Raw genomic sequence first — 17,919 nt, forward strand, 5'->3', positions numbered from 1 at the left:
AGCGGCACTTTACGTAATATGCATAAAAAATTGCCCCAATCGCTGCAATCTTTTTGCACATCGGCTCCCCCTCACGCGGACGCCGAACGCCGCCACGTTCCGGACCGAAGCTGCCGCCGGCCGCGAAAACCCGCGGCTGCTCTGCGGGCACAACTGAGATTGGCAACACCACCAGAGGGCGAAAGTAGCGATTTCTGGCAGGGGGATTTCTCATCCACAGCAATTTGGTCTGACGCACGTCCATCAAGCGACCGGCACGACCGCCGGCCCGGTTGCCAAACGCCCCGCATGAATTATTGTGCGCTTGAACTGGCGCCTGGAGTGGCGCGGAGCATCAGGGAGTTAAGAATGGCATTGATCACATTGCGGCAACTGCTCGACCACGCGGCAGAGAACAATTACGCACTGCCGGCCTTCAATGTGAACAATCTCGAATATATCCAGGCCGTCATGAGGGCCGCGGATGCGACCGACTCTCCTGTCATCCTGCAGGCAAGCCGCGGCGCGCGGGCCTATGCCGGCGATGCGTTTCTGCGCCATCTGATCCTCGGCGCTGCGGAAGAATATCCGCATATCCCCGTCTGCCTCCACCTCGACCATGGCGACCAGCCGTCGACCTGCATCTCGGCGATTACCAACGGCTTCACCTCCGTGATGATGGACGGCTCGCTGGAGAAGGACGGCAAGACCGTCGCGAGCTACGAATATAATGTCGCCGTCACCGCGGAAGTCGTGAAGATCGCCCATGCTGCCGGCGTTTCCGTCGAAGGGGAACTCGGCTGCCTCGGCAATCTGGAAACGGGTGCCGGCGACAAGGAGGACGGCCATGGATTTGAAGGCAAGCTCTCACGCGAGGAACTGCTGACCGACCCCGAGCAGGCCCTCGACTTCGTTTCGAAGACCGGCGTCGACGCTCTTGCGGTCGCCATCGGCACCAGCCACGGCGCCTACAAGTTCACCCGCGAACCCGACGGCGAGATCCTCTCGATCGAGACTATCGCCAAGATCAACAAGCGTCTGCCGAACACCCACCTCGTCATGCACGGTTCCTCGAGCGTCCCCGCCGATCTCCAGGAACTCTTCAACGCCTATGGCGGCAAGATGAAGAAGACCTGGGGCGTTCCGGTGTCCGAGATTCAGAAGGCCATTCCGCTCGGTGTGCGCAAGGTCAATATCGACACGGACCTCCGCCTCGCCTTTACCGGCGAGATCCGCAAGCACCATATCGAACATCCGGATAATTTCGATCCGCGCAACTATCTGAAGCCGGCAATTGCCCACATGACCGAGGTCTGCAAGGAGCGCTTCGAGGCCTTCCACGCCGCCGGCCAGGCATCGAAGATCCGGGTGCTGCGGTTGCCGGAGATGGCCAAGCGCTACGCCGCCGCATAATTTTCAGATCAGAGCCCCCCTCCGCCTGCCGGCCCCTTCTCCCCGTCCAAACGGGGAGGTCGCGGCAGCGGGTAGAGGGGCCGCGCCTCAGCGCCCGCAACCAGGGTCGATGGACAAGCAGCCGGGGTCCTCGCGCGCCCTGCATCCGGCAGTCTGCGCCCGTGCCGCAAACCTCTACCCTCCGCCCCCCGTGCCGGTCTCATGCTCGTAGAGCTGGTCCATGCTGAGCGACGCGACGTCCGCCAGCGCGGCCTGGCCCTTGACGCGCCCGGAGCCGAGGACCACGACGTCGTCGCAGAACGAGATCGTGCTCCGGTGATGGCTGATCACGATCGTCGTGCGCCTGCCGGCCCTCGATCTCAACGTCTCGACGATCGCCGCCTCCGACAGGCCGTCCACCGCATTCGTCGCCTCGTCGAGGATCAGGATCGCCGGATCGCGCACCAGCGCTCTGGCAAGCGCGATGCGCTGGCGTTGGCCTGCCGAGAGGCTTGCACCCCTGTAGCCGACGAGCGTCTCATAGCCCTGCGGCAGCTGCTCGATGAAGCCGTGTGCTTCGGCAAGCTTCGCGGCGCGTTCCGCTTCTGCAGGTGTGGCGCTTTGACCGTAGGTGATGTTTTCCAGGATGGTGCCGTCCACCAGTTCGAGGTCCTGGCTGGCGACCGCGATCTGGCGCCGCCACTGAACGGGATCGAGCTCGTCGAGCGGCACGCCATCGACGAGGATGCGTCCTTCATCCGGCTCCACGAAACGGCAGAGGAGATTGACGATCGTCGTCTTTCCGGCGCCGGAACGGCCGATGATTGCGGTGGAACGGCCGCTGCGGATTTCGAAGCTTGCGGAATGCAGCACCAGGGGACGCACCTCGGAACCGGGATACCTGAAGGTCACCCGGTCGAATTTCATGCCCTCGTGCAGGCCGTCGACCGGGGCATTGCCCTGAGGAGGCTTCGGCTTGTCGGAGGAGTCGAGAAGCCAACGCACCTCTTCGAGCGATCCGCTCCAGCCCTGAATCTGGCTCCAGGACATCTGCAGGGCGCGCATATGCGGCTGCAGTCGATATAGCAGCACGACGAAGGCGACGATCACCGGAAAGCTGACGCCGACGGACCAGGCGCTTACCACCACGGCCAGAAACAACGCCGAGTGGAGCACCTCGGTCAGCGGCGGCAGCGCCCCCTGTCGTGACTGGAGCGCAAAGCCGGCACGGCGAACGGCGTCGGACGCGGAATCGAATGCATCCTTCTCGCGTGTTTCCTGGCCGAACACGCGGATCAGCCTTCCGGCATGAACGAGATGCAGCATTCTGGCGGCAAGCTCGCTGTTGAAGGAGGTCACATGGCGGCTTGGGCCCTTGAGCGTCGCGGAGAGCGCTGCATGCGCAAGCTGGACAAGGACGAGGCCGAGCGCCACGAACAGCGTCATCTGCCAGGACATGAGCAAGAGAAAGGCGAGCAGGATGACCGCCGCCGAGCCGTGCACGATAGACGAAAGGACCGTCTGGATCGCGTCGGACGCGCGCCATGACTCGTTGGAGATGATGTTGAGCAGCCGGCCGGGACTTTGCTGCATGAAGAACGGATATCCAATCCGCAGGAGCTGATCCGAAAGCGCGCTGCGGATGGCGTGGCTGGCCTTGCCGTAGATGAAGGTCGTGAGCAGCGTGTTGGCGAAGGCGAGGATATTCTTGAGCACGATCAGCGCGAGCACGGCGGCCGCAATGACCAGCAGGCGTTCGCCGTCTCCCAAGCCCGCTCCTACCGCCTGAAAGTAAGCGGAAATGCCGCTCAAGCCGTTGGCTTGTCCATCTCCTGCGATGATGCCCAGCATCGGAATGATGAGGCCGATGCCGGCGCCTTCGAGCGCGGCGCTGGCAAGGCCGAGAATGACGACGACCGGCAGCAGGCGTAGTTGCCGCCCCAGCGCGCCGCGCAGGACCTCCAGTCCCGGCAATAGGAATCTACGCATATGCGGTCCTCACCTGAGCTTCGGTGCTGCTTGTTCGGGCTGGCGCCGTTCGGTCGGCTGCGCCGCGTTTGCCATGGCAATCCGCGCGAAGCGCGCGGCGCCGACAATGTTCATCGAAACGATCGGCCAATGTGACAGTTGCAGCTTCGGGTCGAAGCGGGCGCCTCCGAAAACTTCGCCGCATGCGGACCTGACGGTCCAGCCGAAATGCTTGAGGAGCCAGGGCGCGCCGAGCAGGTGCTTCAGACAGAGCCCGCCATTGCCGAGGCTGTAATTACGATGCAGTTCTTCGATCGCCGCACGAAAACGGCGCCCGTGATGATGATGGACGATCATGTCCGGCACGTATTCGACCGGAATGCCGAGCCGAAATGCCCGGACCAGGTAATCCGTATCTTCCGCGGCCTTCAGCGGCGCGCCTGCGCCGAAGCGCTCGTCGAAAGGACCGATGCGTGCCGCGACGTCGCGATGCATGGTCATGTTGCAGCCGAGCACGAAGCCGCCGGGGTGGACGTCGCGGGTCAGACGTGCCGCGACTTTCGACCGCTTGATGGTGAACGGCAGGTCGGCAGGGTCGCCGAGTTCCACGCGTCCTCCGCGGATGACCCGCGCGTCGCCACTGGCGTAGTGCCGTTGGAGGTCGGCGAGATAGTTCCTGTCCACCTCGCAGTCGTCGTCGATGAAGACGAAAATCCGGCCCCGCGCGCGCGCCATCCCTGTATTGCGTGCCGCGGCGAGGCCCGGGCGAGGCTCGGTGGCGAGCGTGATCGGCATTGTCGAGGCTGCTGCCATGCGTGCGAGTTCTTCCGGGGTGCCGTCCGTGGAGCCGTTGTCGACGACGACGAGTTCGCTCCTGTTCGCCGCATGGGCATGGCATGCGGCCTCGATCGATCGGATCGAGGCGCCAAGCGCCCGGACGCGGTTGCGCGTGCAGACGATAAAGCTGACCAACGGCTCCGACGCTTCGGACAATGAAGCGGCCACCGAGTGCCGAGCAGCCGCTGCTCTTGGAGGTTTCTGCGCTTTTGCAGGCTGTTCGACGGCCATGTCAGGTCCAACCACGCCCGGAAAGCACGCTCGCGGCGGGCACCGACTGCAGGTGGCGCGCGAGCCGATCCACCCGCTTGCTCGCGGCGAGCGAAATCCGGCTGCACCAGGGTGCGCGAGCCGCCGCAAGCAGCCCGTATCGCTCGCGGCGGCGAATGAGCCCCCATTTCCCGGTCCGCGTCAGGAACTCATGGGTCAGTCGCGGCTGCTCCTCGTCGGCGATGAGCTGGTAGAGGAAGTAGAAGAAGCAAAGGGCGCCGTCCTCATAGGCACGCCGAACCTCGCCCGGCTGGGCCGAAATCTCACCCTCTAGCGCCAGGACCCAGTCGGCAAGACGTGCCACCGTCTCGCTCGTCACCGCGGCGCCGATCGCTTCGAGGGCTGCGGATTCTCCGAGAAGGGCATCCCGCGCCAGGTTCTCGGCGACGATGGTCAAATGGGTTCGGCGCATCTGCCGCTTGTGCTTGCTGGTCACGCTATCCTCATGGATGCGATAGGCGACCAGCGCCTCGTCGATCATGTGGACTGGGAAACGATCCGCGACCCGCCTGAAGAGATCGAAATCTTCCGCATGCACATAGTTCGGGTCGTAGCGGAGCATCTCTTCCGGGATGACGTTACGGTTATAGACAACGGTCGAATGCATGAAGATGGTGAAGAACATCGACAGGATTCGCAGGCTTCCGGGGCGGTATATGGGATTGGGCTTGCCGCGGATGATCCGATTGCCGATCAGCATGTCGATGCCCGTGCCGGAAAGGGCGAGCCGGGGCTCTGCGGAAAACAATGCGACCTGCCGCGACAGGCGCGACGGATAGGCGATGTCGTCGGCATCCATTCGCGCGACAAGCTCGCCCTTTGCAAGCGCGAGGCCTTCATTCAGTGTCGCTATGAGGCCGCGGTTCTCGCGGGAAATGATGGAAACGCGAGAATCGCTCTTGCGATAGCGTTCGAGAATGTCCCGCGACCGATCCGTCGACCCGTCGTCGATCGCGATTACCTCCAGACGCTCGTAGTCCTGGCGCAACACGCTCTCGATAGCTGCGGCGATGTACGGCTCCGCATTGTAGACAGGCAGGACGATGGAGACGAGGGGCGTCGGCATGGTTCGGCTCGTGAGCTTATCGAAGGTTCTGGGGCTGCAGGGCTTCGTCACGACCGGCGCCAGGGATAGCGACTGCCGCCCCGGCTCCGCCGTCGGAACGAATATAGGGAAAGTGCCGCTTCAGCCCGTTGAGCGGCTTTTCGAAGAACAGCCAGGAAACCGAGGCGAGCATCAGGGTCAGGGAGCCCGCAACGACGAACCGCCCTGCCCCCTGATCCGAGACATTGACCGGGATGAAAGGCTGCGCTTGAACGACCAGGGCCAGCACGACCGCGTGGAAAAGATAGACGCCATAGCTGATCCGGCCGAGCGCCGCCAAAGGCGAAAGCGCGACGAGCCGACCGGCAAGCCCGCCGATCCCCTTCGAACAGCCGCCGACCAGCATGGCGAGCGGCAGGAGCGGGAGGACCTCCAGGCCAATCCAGGCGAACCACGCGACGACCGGTGACATGGCAACGGGCTTCGACCACACGAAGACGAGCGAAGCGAGCGAAAGCGGCATCCAGCTCAGTTTTGCCCATGCCGGCCAACCGACTCGCCAGGATGGGCGGGCGGCGAGCAGCGCGCCCACGGCCAGCGCATCCATCGACGCCGGCGGCAAAAGATCCCGCGCGAGTGATGGAGTACCGGTGAGCGGCCAGTAAAAGCGGTAGGCGAGCGAGCAAACGATAACGCCGATGCAAACCCCGGCAACCGACCGGCGCGGCACGAGCAGCACGATCAATGGCCATACGAGGTAGAACTGCTCCTCGATGCTCAGACTCCACGTATGACAGAGAACCCACGGCGTCCATTCGTTCTGCAGCGCGTACCAGAAATTGGACAGATAGAGGGCGTGCCACGCCATGACCTCCTTCGATCGTTCCAGATCAAGGAAAAAGACGGCGGCGAGGACGGCGAAGTAAGGGGGGAAGATGCGAAGTGCGCGGCGCGCGTAGAAGGATTTGAGTGCCGTCGCCGGCTCGAAACGGGCAGTGTCGCGCGCATCGAGCAGCAGCCGCGTTATCAGGAAGCCACTCAATACGAAAAACAGCCGAACGCCGAGATGGCCCCAATGGGATCCATCAGCCGCGAAGAAATGCGCGTAGAGCACCATTGTGACCGCTACGGCTCTCAGGCCGTCCAGCTGCTGGTCGCGCACCATCTGCATCAACACTCCCTCTCCGTTCGAGCTTTCTTCCGTCGAATCGCAAACAGGTGCATCGTCTGCAATCAGGTTCGTTGAACGCTTGGCGACGGAAGCAAGCAGTCGGGCAGGCTAAAGAACTGTTCGAGGCTGAACGGGGGAATCGGGCCAAACTTTGTTCCGCCCTTCATCAACATAGTCGGCCGATCCCCAAGACGCCGGGAGTGTGTCTTGCGCGCAATATTCAGCGTCGGCGCGATTGAGTAGGCGTTGTGGTTGGCAGCGGCCCGACTCATTACGTCGGAATACATCTGTCAGCACATAAACATCTGAATTATTTTCACGCTGTAAGTGCCGATGTCTTCTATCAAAACGTCGGCGGCGTATTGATCCACAACAACACGGTTTCGCCGTCGTGCCTGTTCGACCAGGCATGGCGGCGGCGGCTCTCGAAATAAAGGGAGTCGCCCGGGTGGAGATCGTAGAACTGATCCGAATCCAGCACGAACTCCACGCGTCCGGAAAGAACGTAGACGAATTCCTCCCCCTCATGCCGGTAGGCGCCCTCGCTCGAGGCGCCTGGTGCCAGAACGAAGCGATGGCAATCCATCTGGTTCTTGCCTTCGGCCAGCAACTGCACCGTCACCCCCGGTGTCGTGCGCGGCCAGTTGCGCCATTCGCCGGCCCGCACGAGCGCGCGCGCTCTTGTCTCCCCTTCGCCGGAGAGGCTCGATACGGTGGTTCCGAAATATTCGGCGAGGTTGTGCAGAACGGCGACGGAGACGCCCTGCGACGTCCGCTCCAGGGTCGAGAGCACGGATGCCGCGATGCCGATGTCGCCGGCCACCTGCTCCAGCGTCTTGCCTGCGGCATGTCTCAGACTGCGCAGCTTCCGCCCGACCTGCAGGTCGCCATTGTCGTCGGTCGGCGTGGCGGAGCCATTTTCGTCTTCGGTAAAGGCGCTTTCAGCCTCCAGAGCCTCCCTGATCGCTGCGGGGTTGAGGCCGCGTTCGGAGCGGAACCAGGAAATGCGCTTCAGCCGGGCGAGATCGGCATCTGTATATTGTCTATGTCCCGTCACCGAACGCTCCGGCACGACGAGACCTTGCGTTTCCCAAAGCCTGAGCGTCGAGGCGGACACGCCCGCTAGCCTTGCCGCCTCGGCAACCTTGTAGCGAATGGTGCCAATACCGCCCATCAATTCATATCCTCATCACCCTGCCGGATCCGTGCCGCCGATCGCTGGCGGCTATCTAGCCGCGAGCGCGGCGGCTGCACAAGAAGCGCCCATCAATCCGGGTGTTGTCTCGATCAGCAAATTTGATTTGCAATCCATCCTGAAAAATGTACCTCTTCCTGAGAAAAGTTGCAGAAAAAATGCAATATATTCCCTCTCGACCAGGACGACAACGATGACGAGCCTCACAGATCGCAAGAATGCAGCCATCTCCCGCGGTGTCGGAATGACCACGCAGGTCTATGCCGAGCGCGCGGAAAACGCGGAGATCTTCGACAAGGAAGGCAACCGCTACATCGACTTTGCCGCCGGCATCGCGGTGGTCAATACCGGCCACCGCCACCCGAAGGTGATCGCTGCCGTCAAGGCGCAGCTCGATCGCTTCACCCACACCTGCCACCAGGTGGTGCCCTATGAAAACTACGTGCATCTGGCAGAGCGCCTGAACGCGATCGTGCCGGGCGACTTCGCGAAGAAGACCATCTTCGTCACGACCGGCGCGGAAGCCGTCGAGAACGCCGTCAAGATCGCGCGCGCCGCGACGGGCCGCCAGGCGGTTGTCGCCTTCGGGGGCGGTTTCCACGGCCGCACCTTCATGGGCATGGCGCTGACGGGCAAGGTCGTCCCGTACAAGGTCGGTTTCGGCGCGATGCCGGCAGACGTCTTCCACGCCCCCTTCCCGATCGAGCTTCACGGCGTGACTGTCGAGCAGTCGCTTTCGGCGCTGAAGAAGCTCTTCGCGGCCGATGTCGATCCGGCCCGTGTCGCGGCGATCATCATCGAGCCGGTTCAGGGAGAAGGCGGCTTCTACCCGGTCCCGACCGCCTTCATGAAGGCGCTTCGCGAGATCTGCGACCAGCACGGCATCCTGCTGATCGCCGACGAGGTGCAGACCGGCTTTGCCCGCACCGGCAAGCTCTTCGCCATGGAACATCACGGTGTCGCGCCGGATCTGACGACGATGGCGAAGAGCCTCGCCGGCGGCTTCCCGCTTGCGGCCGTCACCGGCCGAGCCGAGATCATGGACGCGCCCGGGCCGGGCGGCCTCGGCGGGACCTATGGCGGCAATCCGCTCGGCATCGCCGCCGCGCATGCGGTCCTCGACGTGATTGCCGAGGAGAACCTGTGCGAGCGGGCGAACCAGCTCGGCAACCGGCTGAAGCAGCGCCTTGCGGCCATCCGCGAGAAAGCACCGGAAATCGTCGACATCCGCGGACCCGGCTTCATGAACGCCGTCGAATTCAACGACGTGAGGACGAACCTGCCAAGCGCCGAATTCGCAAACAAGGTCCGCCTCCTTGCCCTCGAAAAGGGGCTGATCCTGCTGACCTGCGGCGTCCATGGCAATGTCATCCGCTTCCTGGCGCCGATAACGATCCAGGACGAGGTCTTCGCAGAAGCCCTCGACATTATCGAGGCATCGATCCTCGAAGCACGCGGTTGACGGCTGCCGGACCGGCCGCTATCGCGCTCGTCCAAGCCGGGGCGCACGATCCGCGCCCTCACAAGGAATAGAAGCGAAGCCTGCGGTCGCCGCAGGCATCGCGGGAGGACGCCCATGGCCCTGACGCCCGCACTCACCAGACACATCCGGCGACCGAAGGTCTTCGCCTCCCTCGGCGAAGTCACGCGGTCTTCCGGACAGCCGGCCGGCCCCACCTTCGATGTTTCCAACCCATCGACCGGCGAACTGCTCGCGACGCTTCCGGACATGGGAATCGATGACGCACGCGCGGCTATCGACGCGGCCGCCCTCGCCCAGCCTCTGTGGGCCGGCAAGCCGGCCAAGGATCGCAGCATCATCCTGCGCCGCTGGCACGACCTGCTCGTCGAGCATGCCGACGACCTCGCCTCTATCCTGACTGCCGAAATGGGCAAGCCCGTCGGCGAGGCAAAGGGCGAAGTCCTGCACGCCGCATCCTATATCGAATGGTACGCGGAGGAAGCCAAGCGCGTCTACGGCGAAACCTTCCCGGCACCCGCCAACGATCGGCGTATGCTCGTGATCAAGCAGCCGGTCGGCGTGGTCGGCACGATCACGCCCTGGAATTTCCCAGCCTCGATGGTCGCCCGCAAGATTTCCCCGGCGCTTGCCGCCGGCTGCACGATCGTCCTGAAGCCCGCCGAACAGACGCCGCTGGTAGCCGGCGCGATGTTCGCGCTTGCCGAGAAGGCGGGCTTTCCCGAAGGCGTGCTCAATCTTCTCTACGCCTCCGAAGGCGCCCCGATCGGGCGCGAGCTCTGCAGCAATCCCAAGGTTCGCAAGATCAGCTTCACCGGATCGACGGAGGTCGGAAGGCTCCTGATGCGGCAATGCTCCGACCAGATCAAGAAGGTAAGCCTCGAGCTCGGCGGCAACGCCCCGTTCATCGTCTTCGACGACGCCGATATCGACGAGGCGGTGGACGGCGCGCTCCAGGCGAAATTCCGCAATGCCGGCCAGACCTGCGTTTCGGCGAACCGCATCTATGTGCAATCCGCGGTGCATGACGCGTTTGCCGACAAGTTCGTCGCGCGCGTGCGCGAACTCACGGTCGGTGACGGTTTTGCTCCCGACGTCGCCATCGGTCCGATGATCGACGTTCACGCGATCGACAAGATCGAAGCGCATGTGGCCGACGCGGTAGCCAAGGGAGCGCAAGTGCGCTCGGGCGGCAGCCGGATCGGAACGACCGGCACCTTCTTCGAACCGACGGTGCTTACCGGCATCTCGCACGACATGCGCATCGCCCAGGAAGAGACATTCGGGCCGATCGCCCCGATCATCCGCTTCGAGACCGCCGAACAGGTGGTGGCCGAGGCGAACGATACGATCTACGGTCTTGCTGCCTATTTCTACGCCGAGAACCTCAAGCGGGTCTGGCATGTCGCCGAGGCTCTGGAGTACGGCATGGTCGGCATCAATACGGGCCGCATGTCTTCTGAGGCCGCTCCCTTCGGCGGCATCAAGCAATCCGGCATCGGCCGGGAAGGCTCCCGCCACGGTCTCGAGGACTATCTCGAGATGAAATATCTCTGCATGGGCAACATCTGACCGGGCGCCTGCCGACCGCCAGGACGCCCCCCGAGACGCCTCCTCTGGCCTGCCGGCCATCTCCCCCACAAGGGGGAGACGATTTGCGGCACGGTTCACGCTTCAGCCGAAGCATGCCACATGTAGAGGCGTTCCGTATCGGGAGGGGAGCTGTCGGAACGACAAGATTTCGGGCCGGCTCTTCAAGGAGCACGGATGATCGCAAGCGTATGGCGGGCGATCATCAGCTCCTCGTCGGTGGGCATGACGTGGAGCGCGACGCGGCTTCCTGCCTTCGAGATGACCGAGGCGCCTGCATCGTTTGCGGCCGGATCGAGCTGCGCGCCGAGCCAGGCCAGGCCTTCGGAAATACGGGCCCGGATCGGCGCCGCGTTTTCGCCGATACCGGCGGTAAAGACAAATGCATCGAGGCCTCCCAAGGCTGCGGCCAGCATGCCGGCGTTGAGCGTGCAGCGGTGCACGAAATGGTCTATCGCGAAGGAAGCGCGCGGGTCCTCGCTCTCCAGAAGCTCGCGCATGTCGTTCGATATGCCGGAGAGACCTTTCAGGCCGGACCGATGGTAGAGCAGGTCCGACACAGCTTGTGCACTCATGTCCTGGAGCAGGTGGAGAACGACGCCGGGATCCAATTGGCCCGGCCGCGTGCCCATCGGCAGCCCGTCAAGTGCGGTAAAGCCCATCGTCGTTTCGACGCTGCGTCCGTCGTTCAGCGCGCACATCGACGCGCCGCTGCCGAGATGGGCGACGATCACCCGGCCGCGGGCGACCTCGGGCGCCACCTCGCGCAGTCGGCCGGCGATATATTCATAGGAAATTCCGTGAAAGCCATAGCGCCGCACACCCTGCTCATAGAAGGCGCGCGGCAGGGCGTAGCAATCGGTATGCTCGGCGCGCCCTCGATGGAAGGCCGTGTCGAAACAGGCGACCTGCGGCACGTCGGGTTTGATTTCCATAGCGAGCCGGATCGGCGCGAGATTGTTGGGCTGGTGCAGCGGTGCGAGGTCCTGATAGCTTGACAGACGGTCGAGCACCGTCGGGTCGATCAGCACCGGCCGGACGTAATCCGGACCGCCATGCACCACCCTATGGCCGATCGCCCGGAGGTCGAAGCCGCGAAGCGTCGCCAGCCAGTCGCGTGCGACCGACAGGGCCGCGGGAAGGTCGCGAACATCGGTCCTGTCCAAGCTCCGATCGATGAGCTCGGTGCCGTCGGCTGCCGTCGCCTTCAGGCGCGGCCGGGTTCCGATGCCGTCCAGTTTCGCACGAACCTGCCGCTCGAGCCCCGCCGTGGCGATCCCGAATATCTGGAACTTCAGGCTGGACGAGCCGGCATTGATGACGAGCAGCGCTTCCATCTGACAGGAGCTTCGCACCGAAGCGGGGCTGCCGCAAGACGACCCTTGAAATTCAGGCCGCGGCTTGCCAATTGGGAGCAAACGTCAACGAGGTCCGAAAACGCAATGAGTGAAGTCGAAACGTCCGTAGAGAAACATGTCTTCGAAGCCGACGTGGCGAAGCTGCTGCACCTGATGGTGCACTCCGTCTATTCCGATAAGAACGTCTTTCTCCGCGAGCTGATTTCGAATGCGGCCGACGCCTGCGAAAAGCTGCGCTACGAAGCGATCGTCGCCCCCGAGCTCCTCGGCAGCGATCCCGCCTCGCGCATCACTCTGACGCTCGACGAGGAGAATGCCCGCCTGGTCATCGAGGACAACGGCATCGGCATGGGCCGCGACGAGCTTGTCGAATCGCTGGGCACGATTGCACGCTCCGGCACGCGTGCCTTCATGGAGCGGGTTGAAGCAGCGCAGAACAAGGACGGCGCCCAGCTCATCGGCCAGTTCGGTGTCGGCTTCTATTCGGCCTTCATGGTCGCCGACAACGTCGATGTCGTTTCCCGCCGCGCCGGCACCGACAAGGCCTGGCACTGGGCATCCGACGGCAAGGGCAGCTACACGGTTTCGGCGGTCAATCTCGCGGACGCGCCGTCGCGCGGTACGCGCATCACGCTGCATCTGATGGACGACGCCAAGACCTACACCTCGCGCTGGACGGTCGAGCGCATCATCAAGGAGCAGTCCGGTCACGTGCCGGTTCCGATCTCGATCGTCGAGAAGCCCGGTGCAGAACCGGCACAGGTAGCAGACGGCACGGCGCTCTGGACGAAGCAGAAAAGCGAGATCAGCAAGGACGATTATACCGATTTCTACCGCGGCGTTGCCGGGCAGTACGACGATCCGGCGCTGACGGTTCATTTCCGCGCCGAGGGGCGCCACGAATATACCGCGCTTGCCTTCGTGCCCGGCTCGAAGCCGTTCGATCTTTTCGACCCCGATCGCAAGGGCCGGATGAAGCTCTACGTCAAGCGCGTCTTCATCACCGACGAGGCGGAACTGCTGCCGCGGTACCTGCGCTTCGTGCGCGGCCTCGTCGACACGGCGGACCTGCCGCTCAACGTCTCGCGGGAAATGATTCAGGAAAGTCCTCTTCTCGCAAATATCCGCAAGGGGCTGACGAACCGCGTGCTGACCAGCATCGAAAAGCTTGCGGAAAGCGATCCCGAGGCCTTCGCCAAGATCTGGGAAAACTTCGGCAGCGTGATCAAGGAGGGCATTTACGAAGATTTCGAGCGGCGGGGCCAGCTCCTGGCGCTGTCGCGCTTCCGCACGACCGCGGATGACGACAAGCCGCGCGGTTTGAGCGACTACGTCAAGGAGATGAAGGACGGCCAGTCGGCCATCTACTACCTGACCGGCGACAACCTCGCCCAGCTGAAGGCGTCGCCCCAGCTCGAAGGTTTTCGCGCCCGCGGCATCGAGGTGCTGCTCCTGACATGCCCGGTCGACAGCTTCTGGGTGACGACCGCTCCCGATTTCGAAGGAAAGCCGTTCAAGTCGATCACCCAGGGTGCGGCCGATCTCGCCGCCATCGCCAAAAAGGACGATGGGGCCGCCGCTTCGACGGAAGCGGGCGCCGCCGTCACCGACTTCGTGGCCTTCGCGAGGGAGACGCTCGGCGACGTGGTTTCGGACGTCCGGACCTCCGACCGCCTCACGGAAAGCGCCGTCTGCCTTGTTGCGCCCGAACAGGGGCCTGACCTTCAGCTCCAGAAAATGCTCCAAGGCGCCGGACGTATGGAGAGCGCTCCCAAGCCAGTCCTCGAGATCAATCCCGGCCATAACCTGATCGCCGCGCTTGCCGCCTGCTCCGCGGAGGACAAGGGCTTCCGGGAGGACGCGGTCAAACTTCTCCTCGACCAGGCCCGCGTTCTCGACGGCGACAAGCCCGAAAACCCCCGCGCCTTTGCAGAGCGGCTTTCCCGCGTGTTCGATCGAGCCTTGAAGGTTTAGGCTCAAGAGAAAGGCTCCTTCGTCCCGCAGGCGGGGCGAAGGAGATTGATGCCGGCCTGACTTACCGGTCTTTCGACAAGACCATTCCGATCTCCGCCAGCACCTCATCCGTATGTTCCCCGAGCCGGGGCACGCCGCGCTCGAGCGAAAGCGTTGCACCGGAGAAGCGGATCGGCGTGCGGACGCCCGGCGACGTTCCTGCCGCCGCGCCGGTATGGGGTGTCTCCACCCGCATCTGCCGGTGGACGACCTGCGGATCGGCGAAAACGTCGGCGACGGAGTTGATCGGGCCACCGGGGACGCCTGCGGCTTCGAGCCGGGCGAGCAATGTATCCCGCTCGAACTTCGCTGTTTCCGCCGCGAGCTCCGGTGTCAGGCTCTCGCGGTGCTGCACGCGGTCTGCATTCGTATGGTAGCGGGCATCCGAGGCGAGATCCGGCCGGCCGAGGAGTTCGCAGAATTTCACGAATTGGCGGTCGTTGCCGACTGCGACGATCAGATGCCCGTCGGCGGTCGGAAACACCTGATAGGGTGCGATATTCGGATGGGCATTGCCGAGCCGCCGCGGTGCCTTGCCGGAAACGAGAAAGTTCAGCGCCTGATTGGCGAGCACGCCCGTCATGCAGTCGAGCAACGCCATGTCGATCTGCTGGCCCTCGCCCGTGCGTTCCCGCTGTGCCAGGGCCGCCTGCACCGCGATAACACCATAGAGCCCGGTGAAAATATCTGCGAAGGCAACGCCGATCTTTTGCGGTTCACGATCCGGCTCGCCCGTCAGGTCCATGATGCCGCTCATGCCCTGGACGATGTAGTCGTAGCCGGCGCGGTGAGCATAGGGCCCGTCCTGCCCGAAGCCGGTGACCGAGCAATAGATGAGCCGCGGATTGACTTTCCTCAGGCTTTCATAATCGAGACCGTATTTGGCGAGGCCGCCGACCTTGAAGTTCTCGAGCAAGACGTCGGATTGCGCGGCAAGCCGGCGCACCGCCTCCTGCCCCTCTGCGGTCGTAAAGTCGAGAACGACAGACCTCTTGCCGCGGTTGCACGCGTGAAAATAGGCGGCATCCAGCCTTTCGTCGTCTTCGCCTTTCACGAAGGGAGGTCCCCAGGTCCGGGTGTCGTCTCCGGCCGGGCTCTCGACCTTGATGACGTCGGCGCCGAGATCGGCAAGGGTCTGCCCGGTCCAGGGGCCTGCCAGTATGCGGGCAAGTTCGAGCACCCGGATGCCCTTGAGCGGCGCTTCCATGGCGGCGCCGCTCAGAAGAAGGCCTGCAGCCCGGTCTGGGCGCGGCCGAGGATCAGCGCATGCACGTCGTGCGTGCCCTCATAGGTGTTGACGGTCTCGAGGTTCATCATGTGGCGCATGACCTGATATTCCTCGGAAATGCCGTTGCCGCCGTGCATGTCACGGGCCATGCGCGCAATATCGAGTGCCTTGCCGCAATTGTTGCGCTTGACGATCGAGATCATCTCCGGGGCCATGCGGCCCTCGTCCATCAGCCGTCCGACCCTGAGCGAGCCCTGCAGCCCGAGCGCGATCTCGGTCTGCATGTCGGCGAGCTTCTTCTGGAAAAGCTGGGTCTGGGCGAGCGGTCGGTTGAACTGCTTGCGGTCGAGACCGTACTGACGGGCCGCATGCCAGCAGAATTCGGCCGCGCCGAGCGCCCCCCAGGAAATTCCGTAGCGAGCACGGTTGAGGCAGCCGAATGGTCCCTTCAGCCCCTCGACATTCGGCAGCAGCGCGTCGTCTGCGACCTCGACATTGTCGAGGACGATTTCGCCGGTGATCGAGGCGCGCAGCGAGAGCTTGCCTGCGATCTTTGGTGCGGAAAGGCCTTTCGCGCCTTTTTCCAGCACGAAGCCCCGGATGGCATTGTCATGCGCTTCCGACTTCGCCCAGACGACGAAGACATCGGCGAGCGGCGCATTGGATATCCACATCTTGGAGCCGACGAGACGGTAGCCGCCTTCGGTCTTGATCGCCCGGGTCTTCATGCCCGCCGGATCGGAACCGGCGTCCGGCTCGGTCAGCCCGAAGCAGCCGATCCACTCGCCGCTGATAAGCTTCGGAAGGAACTTCCGCTTCTGCTCTTCCGAGCCGTAGGCGAAAATCGGATAGATGACGAGCGACGATTGCACGCTCATCATCGAGCGATAGCCGGAATCGACGCGCTCCACCTCGCGTGCGACGAGACCGTAGGCGACGTAGGACGCGCCGACACCGCCATAGGTGTCGGGAACGGTCACGCCGAGCAGGCCGAGGTCGCCCATCTCGCGGAAGATCGCCGGGTCCGTCGTCTCCTCGCGGTAAGCTTCGATCACGCGCGGCTGCAGCTTTTCCTGGGCATAGGCGCGCGCCGTATCGCGGATCATCCGCTCGTCTTCGCTCAGTTGATCTTCGAGGAGGAACGGATCGTCCCACTGGAATTGGCTTTTGCCGGCCATCTCTATCTCCCGTCGCATTGTCGCGCCTGTGTTATGACAAGCCGGGTCAAGGCTTTCAAACGAAATTGAGACACTGGCTCATGCGCCTGCTGCATGATTCATCTGATCGGCCCCGTGGCGATTGGCCTTGTGCAAGCGACCATTCTTCTGAATATGCATAAAGTACATCATCGCTCCGCCGGCCACCATGACCAACAACCGCCTTGAACGTTTCGCCCACAATCTCGATTGGAACCTGTTGCGCACCTTCGTGGTGGTCGTCGAGGAGGGCAGCATCACGGCGGCCGCAAACCGGCTGCTCCTGCAGCAGCCCGCCGTCAGCATGGCCCTCAAACGGCTCGAGCAGACCATCGGGCAGAAACTGATCGATCGCCGCCCGGGGCGTTTCGATCTGACGGAAGCAGGTGAGAAACTGCACCTCCAGTGCCGCGATATCTTCGCGGCCGTCATTCGCCTGCCGCATGTTCTGGAAACGGCGGGCGAGGAGATCACCGGTCATCTCAACATCCATGCGGTGAGCCACGCCCACAATCCCGCCTGGGACCGGAAGCTCGGCAGCTTCTTTCGCATGCATCCGAAGGTCACGATATCGATGACGGTGGCGACGACCGTCGACGTGTTGAGCGCCGTCGAGCGCAACATTGCGACGATGGGCCTCTGCGACGGCATCATACCGGAGGGCTTGAACAAGAGCTTCCACATACGCGAGCGCTACGCGCTCTACTGCGGCCGCGGCCACCGGCTTTTCGGCGTCGAGGGCGTTGATTTCCACGATCTGCGCGGCGATCCTTACATCGCCTTCATAGCCGATGTACTCGGCGGTCAGCACATGAATTCCGTGACCGCAGTCCGCGCCGTAGGCTCCTTCGGCCAGCAGGTTCGGGGCGTCTCCTGCAACGTCGAGGAGGTCATGCGGCTGATCGCCGCCGATGTCGGCATCGGCATGCTGCCCGATCATATCGCCCGCGAGGCCGTCGCGGCGGGAGATTTGTGGCAGTTGCCCCCCTATCGCGACCTGCCGACGACCGACGTCTTCCGCATTTCCAATCCAAACTCCATCCTCAATCCGGCCGAAGCCGCCTTCCTCGCCCACGTCGCCGACACCGAAGCGCTGGATCATTGCGACCATCAGCAGGATTGATAACGACATTTACCACTATAAATTTGAGCGGCACCCGCACCGTCCCTATTCTCCGCCGTCAAGTTGCGGGAGCG

13 protein-coding genes are annotated in these 17,919 nt (G+C 63.5%); 5 read left to right on the forward strand and 8 right to left on the reverse strand.

Annotation, left to right across the window (positions count from 1 at the left end):
* Window positions 1-348 precede the first annotated feature (348 nt).
* Complete coding sequence (gene fba / locus AC5J09_RS07880) at window positions 349-1,392, forward strand: class II fructose-bisphosphate aldolase (RefSeq protein WP_018098425.1); 1,044 nt, start codon at window positions 349-351, stop codon at window positions 1,390-1,392.
* Window positions 1,393-1,566: 174 nt separating this feature from the next.
* Here the strand turns inward: fba and AC5J09_RS07885 are convergent, their stop codons facing one another.
* The 5 genes from AC5J09_RS07885 to AC5J09_RS07905 all read right to left on the reverse strand — a co-directional run bounded on the left by AC5J09_RS07885 (window position 1,567) and on the right by AC5J09_RS07905 (window position 7,836).
* Window positions 1,567-3,360 carry an ABC transporter ATP-binding protein gene (locus AC5J09_RS07885; RefSeq protein ID WP_440852875.1) on the reverse strand — a complete coding sequence of 598 codons (1,794 nt, stop codon included), beginning with the start codon at window positions 3,358-3,360 and terminating at the stop codon, window positions 1,567-1,569.
* Between the two features lie 9 nt (window positions 3,361-3,369).
* Window positions 3,370-4,407: a glycosyltransferase family 2 protein gene (locus AC5J09_RS07890; protein WP_494297337.1), complete on the reverse strand. Its 1,038-nt coding sequence runs from the start codon at window positions 4,405-4,407 to the stop codon at window positions 3,370-3,372.
* 1 nt (window position 4,408) lies between these two features.
* Entirely contained in the window at window positions 4,409-5,512 is a 1,104-nt protein-coding gene (locus AC5J09_RS07895; RefSeq protein WP_494297338.1) for a glycosyltransferase family 2 protein, read from the reverse strand.
* A 16-nt stretch (window positions 5,513-5,528) separates the two neighbouring features.
* A complete protein-coding gene (locus AC5J09_RS07900; protein ID WP_494297661.1) occupies window positions 5,529-6,662 on the reverse strand; it encodes an acyltransferase family protein in 1,134 nt (377 codons plus the stop codon).
* A gap of 343 nt (window positions 6,663-7,005) precedes the next feature.
* Window positions 7,006-7,836 carry a MerR family transcriptional regulator gene (locus AC5J09_RS07905; RefSeq protein ID WP_324763635.1) on the reverse strand — a complete coding sequence of 277 codons (831 nt, stop codon included), beginning with the start codon at window positions 7,834-7,836 and terminating at the stop codon, window positions 7,006-7,008.
* 214 nt (window positions 7,837-8,050) lie between these two features.
* Between AC5J09_RS07905 and AC5J09_RS07910 the strand changes: the two genes are divergently transcribed.
* Both AC5J09_RS07910 and AC5J09_RS07915 read left to right on the forward strand, forming a co-directional pair.
* The gene (locus AC5J09_RS07910) at window positions 8,051-9,319 is read left to right on the forward strand and encodes a 4-aminobutyrate--2-oxoglutarate transaminase (RefSeq protein WP_494297339.1); all 1,269 of its coding nucleotides are present in this window, start codon (window positions 8,051-8,053) and stop codon (window positions 9,317-9,319) included.
* Between the two features lie 114 nt (window positions 9,320-9,433).
* Window positions 9,434-10,909, forward strand: coding sequence for an NAD-dependent succinate-semialdehyde dehydrogenase (locus AC5J09_RS07915; RefSeq protein WP_494297340.1), 1,476 nt, complete (start codon window positions 9,434-9,436; stop codon window positions 10,907-10,909).
* A gap of 182 nt (window positions 10,910-11,091) precedes the next feature.
* Here the strand turns inward: AC5J09_RS07915 and AC5J09_RS07920 are convergent, their stop codons facing one another.
* Window positions 11,092-12,264 (reverse strand): acetate/propionate family kinase, encoded by a 1,173-nt coding sequence (locus AC5J09_RS07920; RefSeq protein ID WP_494297341.1) that lies wholly within the window; start codon window positions 12,262-12,264, stop codon window positions 11,092-11,094.
* A gap of 105 nt (window positions 12,265-12,369) precedes the next feature.
* Between AC5J09_RS07920 and htpG the strand changes: the two genes are divergently transcribed.
* Window positions 12,370-14,259 (forward strand): molecular chaperone HtpG, encoded by a 1,890-nt coding sequence (htpG, locus tag AC5J09_RS07925; protein WP_494297342.1) that lies wholly within the window; start codon window positions 12,370-12,372, stop codon window positions 14,257-14,259.
* A 61-nt stretch (window positions 14,260-14,320) separates the two neighbouring features.
* Here htpG and AC5J09_RS07930 read toward each other — a convergent pair whose 3' ends face one another.
* Window positions 14,321-15,505, reverse strand: a complete 1,185-nt coding sequence (locus tag AC5J09_RS07930) for a CaiB/BaiF CoA transferase family protein (protein ID WP_494297343.1) — start codon at window positions 15,503-15,505, stop codon at window positions 14,321-14,323.
* Window positions 15,506-15,516: 11 nt separating this feature from the next.
* Complete coding sequence (locus AC5J09_RS07935) at window positions 15,517-16,704, reverse strand: acyl-CoA dehydrogenase (protein WP_018098414.1); 1,188 nt, start codon at window positions 16,702-16,704, stop codon at window positions 15,517-15,519.
* A gap of 187 nt (window positions 16,705-16,891) precedes the next feature.
* On the opposite strand from AC5J09_RS07935, the gene AC5J09_RS07940 reads away from it, so the two are divergent.
* Complete coding sequence (locus tag AC5J09_RS07940; protein ID WP_018098412.1) at window positions 16,892-17,845, forward strand: LysR family transcriptional regulator; 954 nt, start codon at window positions 16,892-16,894, stop codon at window positions 17,843-17,845.
* Window positions 17,846-17,919 lie beyond the last annotated feature (74 nt).

The organism is Sinorhizobium sp., from assembly GCF_059070375.1.